The sequence below is a fragment of the Candidatus Coatesbacteria bacterium genome, assembly GCA_014728225.1.
Taxonomy (GTDB): Bacteria; RBG-13-66-14; RBG-13-66-14; order RBG-13-66-14; family RBG-13-66-14; genus WJLX01.
Genome location: WJLX01000107.1, coordinates 1 through 10,761, shown reverse-complemented (window position 1 = coordinate 10,761; position 10,761 = coordinate 1). Strand labels below are relative to the sequence as shown.

The 10,761-nt window shown below is 66.6% G+C and carries 9 protein-coding genes; 1 reads left to right on the top strand and 8 read right to left on the bottom strand.

Features of this window, described 5'->3' with window-relative positions; all coding sequences use genetic code 11:
* Nucleotides 1–1,099: 1,099 nt before the first annotated feature.
* Together GF399_07730 and GF399_07725 are read right to left on the bottom strand one after the other, a co-directional pair.
* Complete coding sequence (locus GF399_07730) at nucleotides 1,100–2,971, bottom strand: amino acid permease (protein ID MBD3400207.1); 1,872 nt, start codon at nucleotides 2,969–2,971, stop codon at nucleotides 1,100–1,102.
* A gap of 130 nt (nucleotides 2,972–3,101) precedes the next feature.
* A complete protein-coding gene (locus GF399_07725; protein ID MBD3400206.1) occupies nucleotides 3,102–3,557 on the bottom strand; it encodes a hypothetical protein in 456 nt (151 codons plus the stop codon).
* A gap of 114 nt (nucleotides 3,558–3,671) precedes the next feature.
* Between GF399_07725 and GF399_07720 the strand changes: the two genes are divergently transcribed.
* A complete protein-coding gene (locus GF399_07720; GenBank protein ID MBD3400205.1) occupies nucleotides 3,672–4,898 on the top strand; it encodes a tyrosine-type recombinase/integrase in 1,227 nt (408 codons plus the stop codon).
* 709 nt (nucleotides 4,899–5,607) lie between these two features.
* Here the strand turns inward: GF399_07720 and GF399_07715 are convergent.
* From GF399_07715 to GF399_07690, 6 genes are all read right to left on the bottom strand, one after another.
* Entirely contained in the window at nucleotides 5,608–6,279 is a 672-nt protein-coding gene (locus GF399_07715) for a glycosyltransferase (GenBank protein MBD3400204.1), read from the bottom strand.
* A 5-nt stretch (nucleotides 6,280–6,284) separates the two neighbouring features.
* Nucleotides 6,285–7,292, bottom strand: coding sequence for an NAD(P)H-dependent glycerol-3-phosphate dehydrogenase (locus tag GF399_07710; GenBank protein MBD3400203.1), 1,008 nt, complete (start codon nucleotides 7,290–7,292; stop codon nucleotides 6,285–6,287).
* Nucleotides 7,293–7,456: 164 nt separating this feature from the next.
* Nucleotides 7,457–8,554, bottom strand: a complete 1,098-nt coding sequence (locus tag GF399_07705; GenBank protein ID MBD3400202.1) for a hypothetical protein — start codon at nucleotides 8,552–8,554, stop codon at nucleotides 7,457–7,459.
* Nucleotides 8,555–8,557: 3 nt separating this feature from the next.
* Nucleotides 8,558–8,941: a glycine cleavage system protein GcvH gene (gene gcvH, locus GF399_07700; GenBank protein ID MBD3400201.1), complete on the bottom strand. Its 384-nt coding sequence runs from the start codon at nucleotides 8,939–8,941 to the stop codon at nucleotides 8,558–8,560.
* 72 nt (nucleotides 8,942–9,013) lie between these two features.
* The gene (gene gcvT / locus GF399_07695) at nucleotides 9,014–10,114 is read right to left on the bottom strand and encodes a glycine cleavage system aminomethyltransferase GcvT (protein ID MBD3400200.1); all 1,101 of its coding nucleotides are present in this window, start codon (nucleotides 10,112–10,114) and stop codon (nucleotides 9,014–9,016) included.
* Nucleotides 10,115–10,167: 53 nt separating this feature from the next.
* Nucleotides 10,168–10,755 carry a biotin transporter BioY gene (locus GF399_07690; protein MBD3400199.1) on the bottom strand — a complete coding sequence of 196 codons (588 nt, stop codon included), beginning with the start codon at nucleotides 10,753–10,755 and terminating at the stop codon, nucleotides 10,168–10,170.
* Nucleotides 10,756–10,761 lie beyond the last annotated feature (6 nt).

The window sequence follows — 10,761 nt, the reverse complement described above, 5'->3', positions numbered from 1 at the left end:
TCCCAATACGCTCGCCAAGTATTATCGTATCATTGGCGAGCGTATCGCCGCCGATCGGGAGGCCGAGCTGGGCTCGAGCTTCTACTACGACGGCTGGAAGGCCTATTACAAGCTGTCTCATTCAACGGCTTCCATCACAGGCGCATCAACCACGATAAGACCCTGGTTGGCGGCAAGCAACGGCCTTGAGAACTTCCGGGGCTACGCCAAACGACGGCTAAAGGCCCACCACGGCGGTTTCAAGCGCAACTTCAGCCTCTCTATCAGGGAGATGGAGTTCAGCTTCAACCAAAGAAACGATCCCGGCAGGCTAGATTACCCCAACAGCAGCCTGATTGGTCCATGATCGTGTGTGATCCCATCCCTGATTTGCTTCAGCGGTCTTGACGATCCCCAGTTCGACGGCTGCACAGTGAATAGTTCCACTCTGCTCTTGCAACCCGATCCCTCGTTGACCTGGGGCACCATTCCGATAACATACACCTTCTACATGATCACCACGGATTGGGATCCAGACACGGTTACCTGGAACACCAGGCCCAACTACAACGTTTCCCATCCCATCCAACAGACCTTCTACCACGACGATGACGTGAATTATGTCTACTTCACCCCCTTCAGCGAGCAGTGGCTGGAGAATGACGAGCCCAATTTGGCTTCATCTTCGGGCCGACCAGCAGCGCGACGGAGTATGGGGTGGGTTTCTATTCGGGTGAATACGACGTCATCGAAGACTTCAGGCCGGCCCTGCAGGTCGTATACGAACCGGCTTCGACTGTCGAGGAGAAGAGCTGGGGGGCGATCAAGGCGTGGAAGTAGCCGAACGGTTCGTTTGACGACCGGGGGTTCATTTGCACCCCCGGGGTGAGCGGTCTGAATCGCAACGTGATCAAGCAAACAGGGCGGGGTTCGAAACAGGGCGGGGTTCCCCGCCCTTTACGCATGATCGATCCGTCTCGGGATCAGCGTCGCGAGCTGTCGCGCCTGGGCATCCTCACGCCGGCGCCGGGACGGCCTCGCGGATCTCCTCGATGTCGTCGGCGCGGGGTGTTACTGGGGCGGCGAAGGAGGGGCGGGCTTTGGTCGCTGTCCAGCGGGCCTAATGCCGCTGGCGCTGGGCCAGCAGGATGGCCTCGCGGACCTCCTCGACGTCGCCGACGGTGTGGACGACGCTCTGGAAGACGGGGTTGCGCACCACTTGGGCGATGGCCATCAGCGCCCGCAAATGGAAGTTGCGCTCGTCGCGGCTGCCGGCGAGGACGAAGACGAACTGCACGGGTCCGGTGTGGCCGCCGAAGTCGATCCCGGGTAGACAGCGGACCATCATCAGGTCGAAGCGGTTCTCGCCGGGGCAGATGACGTGGGGGATGGCCAACCCGGGGCTGATCGCCGTGGTCGATTCGGCCTCGCGCTCGACGAGGAGTTGGTAGATGGTCTCGCGGTCGAGGTGCAGGTGGCGGTCGAGGTGCTCGGCCAGCAGATGGAACAGCTCGTCGGCGGTCAGCTCCTCGTCGATGTCGAGGATCTCGGCCTCCTTGACCAGCTCGTCGAAGCGGTCGAAGACGATCTCGTCGCGCTCCTTGACGATCTCGCGCAGCTCGGAGGACAGGTCGGTCACCTTGTCGCCGCCCAGCTTGCGCGACAGGACGCGCTCGGTCAAGGCGACGAGGGCGGACTGGCTGCGCACGTGACGGCGGGCGTAGACGAAGTACCAGATGAGCCCGAGGAGAACCAGGCCGCCGAACAGCAGCAGGGTCTTGGTGCCCAGTTGGGTGATCAGGAAGAGGTAGGCGGCGATGGCCAGCACCTGTAGCACGGGGAACAGCGGCACGCGGAAGTGCGGCCGGTAGTTGCACTGCTTGGAGAGGCGCAGGGCGATGAGGGAGAGGTTGGCCAGGCAGAACATGAACAGCAGGCTGGCGCTGGCCACCTTGACCAGACCCTCGAGATCGAGGAACAGGATCAGGATGATCATCACGCCGCCGGTGAAGACGAGGGAGATCACCGGGGTGTTGCGTTTGGTCGAGACCCGGGCGAACAGCGGCGGGGTCAGGTGGTCCCGGCTCATGGCCAGCGGCACCCGCCCGGCGGACATGATCCCGGCGTTGGCCGTGGTGATGAAGGCCATCATCGCCGCCGCCGCCAGGATGATCTGCCCCGCCCGGCCGCCGAAGACCAGGCCGCCGTCGGAGAAGGGGGTCAGAGAACCGGCCAGACCGTCGCCGCCGATCAGGCCCACGGTGACCGCCACGGCGAAAACCCCCAACAACTGGACGACGATGAAGGCGATGAACATCGCCCGGGGGATGTTGCGCACCGGATCGCGGATCTCCTCGCCCAGGCTGGCGACCTTGGTCAAACCGCCGTAGCTGATGAAGACCATCCCCACCGTCGAGGCGAATAAGGCATAGGAGGTTCCTTGTTCGGAGAAGGCGAAAAAGGGTTCGAAGCGGTCCAGATCCAACGAGCCGAGGCCGGCGACGGTGTAATAGATCAGGATGCCCAGCAGGGAGAGGGTCAGCACGACCTGAACCTTGCCGGCGATCTTGACCGAGAAGAGATTGAGCAGGGTGAACAGCACGGCGCCACCGGCGGCGACCAGCTTGAAGCCCGTTTCGTCCAAGCCGGGGAAGGCCAGCTTGGCGAAGGCACCGATGCCGATCAGGGCGAAGGTGCTCTTGAGGGTCACCGAGAACCAGTCGGACAGGCCGCCGACGGTTCCCGCCAGGGCCCCCAGGCCACGGGTGACGAAGAAGTAGTTGCCGCCGGCCTTGGGCATGGCCGTCGATAATTCGCTGATGGTGAGCATCGTCGGGATCATCAGCACCCCGGCGGCCAGGTAGGCCAGTATCACGGCGGGTCCGACGCGGCCGTAGATCAACCCGGGCAGGACGAAGAGCCCCGAGGAGACCATCGCCCCGGCGCCGACGCTGAAGGCGTCCAGCAGGCTGAGCTGTCGCTTGAGCGGCATTTACTCCTCTGGATGGCGGCGGCCCGGGACGGGGACGTCCCCCCAACCGGGCCCTGGATTATCTGCTCGCGCAGGTTGGGGACGATACGCCCCGGCCTGATAACGTGCGGTCGGTGGACCCCGCAGGGTCTTAGTCCCGGCGAACCGCCGCTGAGTCGCCGACCTCGAGTTCATCTTCGCCGACCTCGCCGGCGCCGTTGCCGGTTTCCTCGCGCAGGGCGGCTATTTCACGTTCTAGGGCCCGAAGACTGCGACGCTGACGCCGGACGTCGGCGCTCAGGTCGATCACCTTGTGCTCCAGGGTCTGCAGGATCCAGAACATGTAATGGTTGACCTTGGCCTCCTGCATCAGCGACCAGGCGAACTTGAGCGATAACAGCAGGATGCCGATCTCGAGGGACATCTCGGAAAGCTTGCCCTCGCCGAACATGCTCCAGGCGAAGGCCGCCAGGGTCAACACGACCCAGACGACGGTGACCGCCTTCTCCCAGGGGCGCCGACCGGTGGCGATCGAACCCGCCCGGTCGGGATCCTTCTGGGCGCGCCGGATAACCCGGGGTGGCTTGCTGTCGGGGCAGTCGGCCATGCCGTCCTTCGCCAGGGTGTTACGAGGTTGCCGTCGGTGTGGACCATTAGGATTATAAACCGTGCATGAGCTACAAAGCAAGAGCGACCCTGTCATCCGGCCGTTCAAGGGTGTATGATGGTAACAATGACCGACCCGCTGACAGACCTCGCCATTGCCTACCTGGCGGAGCTGAAGGAGCTGCGCCGCCGCTCCCCCCACACCCTGCGGGCCTACCGCGGCGAGCTGGAGGCCTTCATCCGCTGGCTCGACGAGACGGGGCGCGGCCCGGCGGAACCGGCGGCCTTCGACACCGCTCGGCTGCGGGCCTATCTGCGGTTCCGCCGCCGGAACGACCGGGCGCCGGCGACCCACGCCCGGCGGCGCTCCGCCCTCCACGCTTTCGGCGACTGGCTCGTCGAGCGTGGTCACCTGGACACCAACCCCGCCCGGCTGCTGCCCCGACTCCGCCCCCGCGAGCGACCCCTGCCCGAGTTTCTCACGCCGGAGCAGGTCCAGCGTCTGGTCGAAGCGCCGCTGAGCGGATACTCTCCCGGCTTCCACGAGCTGCGCGACGAGCTGCTCCACCAGTTGGCCGCCCTCGGCCTGGAACCCACCGAACTGGCCGCCCTCGGCGTCGACGAGCTCGATGAGCGCGGTGTCACCCTCGACGGTCGCGGTGCGCAAGGCTTGGCGCGCTACCTCGAACTACGGACGGCGCTGCCGCCCCGCGACGACCGGCTCTTTCTCACCGCCGCAGGACATCGCCTGCAAAGCCTCGAGGTGCGGCGCATCCTGGGCCGCCGGCCCACGCAATACGCCCTGCGGCTGCGTGACCGGGCCCTGCTCGAGCTGCTCTACGGCGCCGGTCTGCGCGCCGCCGAGGCCGTCGACCTGACCCGGCGCGACCTCGACCTCAACGCCGGTTTGGTGACCGTCCACGGCAAAGGCAGCCGCTGGCGAATCACCCCCTGCGGCGCGACGGCGGCCCGGGCCCTCGAAACCTACCTCGCCGAGCGACGCCGACTGGCCCCGCGCTGCGACAAGGTTTTCCTCACCGTCCGCGGCAACCCCCTCTCCACCCGCAGCGTCGGGCGGATCGTCGCCAAGTACGCCCGGACCGCCGGTCTCGAACGCCCCGTCTCACCCCACGTCCTGCGTCACAGTTTCGCCACTCACCTGCTCGAGGCCGGCGTCGACATCCGCCTGATCCAGGAGATGCTCGGCCACCGCAATCTCGATACCACGGCGCGCTACGCCAAGGTGGCCGTCGGACGCTGGCGCAAGGCCTACGAGCGCGCCCACCCCCGGGCCCGGCTGCAGGGTGAGCTGCTGCCCCAGCCCGAAGCCGACGAGCCCTGAAAAACAGCCCGCCCCACCCCCGTTAACCTCACTCGACCCCGCCCCGGAACTGGCACGGTTTTTGCGGAGGCGAACCGTTATCATACGGTGTAACGGTCGCCGAGATGCAAAAACCGTGCCAGTTCCGGGGCGGGGGGGTATCGCGCCGTTCGCGGGTTGACAGGCGTTCGGCGGGTTGTTTTTCAGGGCGGGACCCCGGCGGTCGTTCGGGTTGATTTCGCGGTGGGTGAAACCCCCGGCGGTCGCGGTGTGTCTTATCTATTAGAGGCGGGAGGGACCCTGCCGCGGAAGATAACGGAAAACGGAGGTGATCCGATGAAGGGCCTGTTCCTGATGCTCAAAACCGAGCGCGAGCGCCGCAGCCGGCTGTTCGGCTGGTAGAGGTCAAACCGCTGAAGCCCAGCCGCAAGCGCGATGAAGTATTGCGAAACAACTAGACGGGAAAGGGGGCGAAAGATGACTGAGGTCTTGCTCGATGAATTGGGGAGAATCTGCCGCCCCCCCTGTATCCACCGTGCTCCTCACGCCTGGATCAACCGTTGACCGATTTGGACCGAACGATCGTGACGGGAGGGTTCTCCGTCTGGAGACGACGGGCCGTTCAACGCCGGGAGCTTGCTAACCCCCTGGGCCGTCACCCCTCCCGTCCTTGGTGACTAACGAACGGCGCCCGCGGGCGCCGTTCGTTAGTGGTGAGCGGTAGCGCCGGTTACCAGAGCCATCCCAGCCAGCGGAACCACCGCCGGGCGAAGCGCAGGGTGTCGCGCAGGACGTGCATCTTGCTGGAGGAATCGGGGAGGTAGATGGTGGGGATGGTGAGGGGAGCGAGGTGGGCGCCGTGTCTTGCGGCCAGGATCAGCTGTTCGCTCTCGGCGGCGAAGCCGTCGCATTCGGTGACGGCGGCTCGCAGGACCCAGGCGCGCACGGCGCGCATGCCGCACTGGCTGTCGGCCAGGCGCGTTCCGGCCAGCAGGGAGACCAGGGCCGTGGTGGTGCGGTTGGAGAAGACGCGCTCCGGCGGCATGCCGGTCAGATCGCCCAGCCGGTTACCGTAGACCAGATCGGCGCCGTCCTCCAGGGCGGCGAGGAAGCGGGGGATCAGCTCGGGGGGGTGTTGGCCGTCGGCATCGAGGGTGACGACGGCGTCGTAGTCCTCGGCCAGGGCGTAGGAGAAGCCGATGCGCAGGGCGTAACCCTTGCCGTGATTGGGCGGTTCGTTGTGCAGTATCAGGGCGCCGGCCTCGGCGGCGACGGCGGGCCCGTGGTCCGTCGAGGCGTCGTCGACGACGAGGACGTCGTCGAGAATTCGCCGCACACGACGCACGACCCCGCCGATCCGCGGGGCCTCGTTGTAAGCCGGAATTACGGCCAGGGTTTTCATCGCGCCTATTCGGGCTTGAGCCGGCGTGTCATCAGATCCTGCACGCAAGCGTGGGGGTCCTTGCCCTCATAGAGCAGGCTGAAGACCTCCTGGGTGATCGGCAGCTCGATCTTGTTCTCCCGGGCCAGGCGGACGGCGGCGACGGTGGTGGGAACGCCCTCGGCGACGTTGATCATCCCACGCAGGATGTCGGGCAGCTTCTCGCCGCGACCGACCCGATAGCCGACCTGGTAGTTGCGGCTCTTGGGGCTGGAGCAGGAGAGCATCAGATCGCCCAGGCCGCTCAGGCCGTTGAAGGTTTTGGACTTGGCGCCCAGAATCTTGCCGATGCGGGCGATTTCGACCAGCCCTCGGGTGATCAGGGCGGCGCGGCTGTTGGCGCCCAGGCCGACGGCGGCGATAACGCCGGCGGCGATGGCGAAGATATTCTTCATCGCCCCGCCGATCTCGGCGCCGACGGGGTCGTTGGTGGTGTAGAGGCGGAAGCGGTCCGAGGAGAGGCGGTCCTGCAGCCAGCGGGCGGCGGCCTTGGAGCGGCTGGCTGCCACGGCGGCGGCGGGCAGGCCCTGGGCCACCTCGACGGCGAAGTTGGGTCCGGCCAATACGCTGATGCGTTTATGAAAGCGGTCGGGCAGCAGCTCCTGCAGCAGGCGGCTCATGGTCCGTCCCGTGCTGCGCTCGAGCCCCTTGGCGGCGTTGACGACGATGGTGCCCTTCCAGAGGTGGGGGGCGAAGCGCCGGATAACCTCGCGGGCGAACTGGGCCGGGCCCATGCTGACGACCACGCCGGCCGCCTTGGCGGCCTCGGCGATGTCGGCGGTGATTTCCAGTTCCGGCGGCAGCTTGGCGCCGGGGAGGTAGTCGACGTTCTCGCCGAAACGCTGCAGTTTGGCGGCCAGTTCCGGGGTGTGGGCCCAGAGGGTGACGGGATTGCCGGCGTAGGTGAAGGCGATCGACAGCGCGGTGCCCCAACTGCCCGCACCCATGACGGCGACTTTGTCCGGTAGTTTCACGCTGGGGCCTTCCCTGGAGAGGCTACTACAGACTGATTATAGCGACGCGGTCCCGGCTCAGTCAAACGATCCGGCGCTCGGGTGGCGCCGCCGTGGGGGTGCACGAGGTGGGGACCCGCGGCGACGGGTCCCCTATCCGGGCCGATACTCGCGCTGGGGTGCGCCTAACCGTCGACGTTTTCGTCGGCTTCGTCGTCCTCGACCGTCTGTTCTTCCGGCGGCGCCGCCGGAGGTCCTTCCTTGATCCCGACGGCCAAGCCCTTCTCGGTGGCGAAGTAGGCGGTGTTGGCCTCTTCATCGTAGACCACATCGTGCATCACACCGTAATCCGCCCCCTCCTGGACGCCGTGGAACTCCCATTGACCGTCGACATAGGGATAGTAAACCGCTCCGCCGTCGGTGGCCGCCCAGCAGGAACCGGCGCCCAGGGCGATGCCGTTGACGTTCTTCCAGTCACCGCCGGGGTTGACTTCGTAGAAGTTCGCGCCGCCGTCCTCGGAGCGGAAGAGCCCCATGCCCTCGCTGCCGGCCCAGACACGTTCGCCGCGCACCTCGACGCGGTTGAAGGGGTCGTAGGGGTGGATCATCACCCAGCGGCCGACGGCGGGGTCCAGCCGGGCCAGGAAACCGTACTCGTCGGGGGAGACGGCCCAGATCCCCGCCCCGTCGCCCGTTTCGGCCCGGACGTCGGTGATGCGGCGGTAGCCGATCTCGGCCCCCATCAGCGGTTTTTCCCGGTTGAAGCTGACCGTGGCGCGGGGGTTGAAGCTGTAGTTGTAGACCAGGCCGGCGTCGGTACCGATGTAAGCGTCGTCGCCGAGGACATCGGCGCTGAGGCAGCGCCATTCGCCGCCCTCGTCGCGTCCGGGCAGACGGGCCGCACTCCAGCCGTTGCCCTCGTCGGCGGAATAGGCCGCCCCGGAACCCAGGGCCCAGAGGATTCCGTTGGCGAACGTCACCCGTTGGACCTCGGCGGGCAGGTTCTCGTCGGTGACAACGGTGAAGTCGAAGCCCTCACGTCCCGAGCGGTAGAGCCGCCCGTCACCGGTGACCCAGACCGCCGCCGGGGTCAACTCGATGGAGGTCAAGGTCCCGTCCGGCAGCCCGACGTCGCCCCCAAGGGTTTCCCAGTGGAAATCCTCTGTGGTGACGCCGGCCTCCTCCGGGGTCAGCTCGGCCTGCTCGCTGATCTCCTCCTCGCCGCCGCAACCGGCCAGCAGGGCGACGAGAACCAGCGGCGCTGCCGGGTATCGTCGATGCATCCGCTACCCCTCGCCGATGATGTCTTCGTAGGCCCCGGCGTCGTGCAGATTGTCCAGCTCGTCGGGATCGGCCAGCTTGACCTTGACCAGCCAGCCGCCGTTGTAGGGGTCGTCGTTGACCAGCTTGGGCTCGTCGACGGCCTCTTCGTTGACCTCGACGACCTCGCCGGAGACCGGGGCCATCAGATCGCTGGCCGCCTTGACCGATTCGACGACGCCGAACTCCGTCCCCTTTTCGAGCTGCTCGCCGACCTCGGGCAGTTCGATGTAGACCAGTTCGCCCAGCTCCTCGGCGGCGTAGGCCGAGATGCCGATGGAGGCGGTTTCGCCCTCGGCCAGGACCCATTCGTGGGAATCAGCGTACTTGCGATCGTCGGGATAGGACACGGGTGCTCCTTTCGTGCGGGATAATCGCTGTATGTCTGGATCAATGCCAACGAAGCCGAGCGGATCAGCCGCTTATTTCCGGGAACCCTCTTTATAGAACGGGGGCTTGACGACGACGGCGCGGCGGCGCTTGCCGCGGATGTCGATGAGGAACCCGCTGCCGCTCTTGGTGTGCCCCCGACTCAGGTAGGCCAGGCCGACGGCCTTGCCCAGGGAGGGCGACATCGTCCCCGAGGTGACGTGGCCGACGGCCCCGCCTTCCTCGTCGTAGCACTCGGCCCCGTGGCGGGCGATGCCCCGCTCCTGCATTTCGAAGCAGATCAGCTTGCGGGAGACCTTCTCGGCCTTGACCCGCTGGAGGGCCTCCTTGCCGATGAAGTCGTTCTTCTTCAGCTTGACCGTCCACTTCAAACCGGCTTCGAGGGGGTTGGTCGTCTTGTCGATGTCGTTGCCGTAGAGGCAGTACTTCATCTCCAGCCGCAGGGTGTCGCGGGCGCCCAGACCGATCGCCGCTCCGCCGCGGTCGGTGTTGACCGGCCACAGGGCCCGCCAGACGGTTTCGGCGTGCTCGTTGGGCAGGTAGATCTCGAAGCCGTCCTCGCCGGTGTAGCCCGTTCGCGATACTAGCAGCTCCGGCGCGCCGGCCACGGCGCCCCGGGCCCAACCGTAGAAGGGGATCGCCGACAGGTCGAGCTCGGTGACCGCGGTCAGGACCTCTTCGGCCAGCGGACCCTGGACGGCGATCAGCGACGTCTCCCGGCTGAGGTTGCGCGCTTCGACGCCCTCGGCGGGCAGGTGCTCGCGGACCCACTCCCAGTCCTTTTCGATATTGGCGGCGTTGACCACCAGCATCAGTTCGTCGGCGGCCAGACGGTAGATCAGCAGATCGTCGACGATCCCGCCGTCGGGGTAGCACATCGGCGAGTAGACGATCTCCCCCGGCTCGAGGTTCGCGACGCGATTGGTGACCAGGTAGTCGACGAAGGCCGCCGCCTTGGGTCCGCTGAGCAGGAACTCGCCCATATGGGAGAGGTCGAACAGGCCCACCTTGTCGCGCACGGTGGTGTGCTCTTCGTTGATCGAGGTGTACTTGAGGGGCATCTCGTAACCGGCGAACTCGACCAGTTGAGCCCCCAACTCACGGTGTATCTCGTTGAGCGCGGTCTTGAGCATCGAGCACCTTTCCTTAAGAAGAAAACAACATCAACGGATTGACCGGCGTGGTTTCAGCGACGGCGGAAGACGACGGCCGCGGCGACGGCGGCGACCAGTTTGAGCAGGTCCGGGGCCGCGAAGGGCAGTACGCCGCCCTGGAAGGCAGCGGCGGCGTCGCCGGTCAGCAGAGCCAGCCAGGAGAAACCGGCGAGGTAGATGAGGGCCAGACCGCCCAGGGCCCGCAGGGCGAGCTTGAGTACGCCGTCCCCGCTCCCGGCGCCACCGGTCAGCCAGACCGCCGGTAGAAAGCCCAGCAGGTAACCCGCCGTCGGACCGAGCAGCACGGCGGCACCGCCGGCGCCCCAGGCGAAGACCGGCGCCCCGGCCAACCCCAGAGCCAAATAGGAAACCACGGCGGCGACGGCCTGCCGCCGGGAAAGGATCAGCCCCAGCGCCAAGACCGCCAGCACCTGGCAGGTCACCGGCACCGGTGTGGCGCTGAAAGGATGGGGGAAGCTCAGCCGGGCCGAAAGCGCCAGGACGGCGACGGCGGCGGCAACACGCACCACTCCGCGCAGGGCGGGATGGCTCCGCCGCCGGCTCAGCTCGAGGGGGTTCAGCGTACCCGCTTGCATGGACGTCTGCATGGACGTCTGCATGGACGT

Excerpts from the sequence above, each read along its gene's own strand:
- GF399_07720 (MBD3400205.1), top strand. The coding sequence starts at position 3,672 with ATGATGGTAACAATGACCGACCCGCTGACAGACCTCGCCATTGCCTAC.
- GF399_07730 (MBD3400207.1), bottom strand. The coding sequence starts at position 2,971 with ATGCCGCTCAAGCGACAGCTCAGCCTGCTGGACGCCTTCAGCGTCGGC.
- GF399_07715 (MBD3400204.1), bottom strand. The coding sequence starts at position 6,279 with ATGAAAACCCTGGCCGTAATTCCGGCTTACAACGAGGCCCCGCGGATC.
- GF399_07705 (MBD3400202.1), bottom strand. The coding sequence starts at position 8,554 with ATGCATCGACGATACCCGGCAGCGCCGCTGGTTCTCGTCGCCCTGCTG.
- GF399_07725 (MBD3400206.1), bottom strand. The coding sequence starts at position 3,557 with ATGGCCGACTGCCCCGACAGCAAGCCACCCCGGGTTATCCGGCGCGCC.
- gcvT (MBD3400200.1), bottom strand. The coding sequence starts at position 10,114 with ATGCTCAAGACCGCGCTCAACGAGATACACCGTGAGTTGGGGGCTCAA.
- GF399_07690 (MBD3400199.1), bottom strand. The coding sequence starts at position 10,755 with ATGCAGACGTCCATGCAGACGTCCATGCAAGCGGGTACGCTGAACCCC.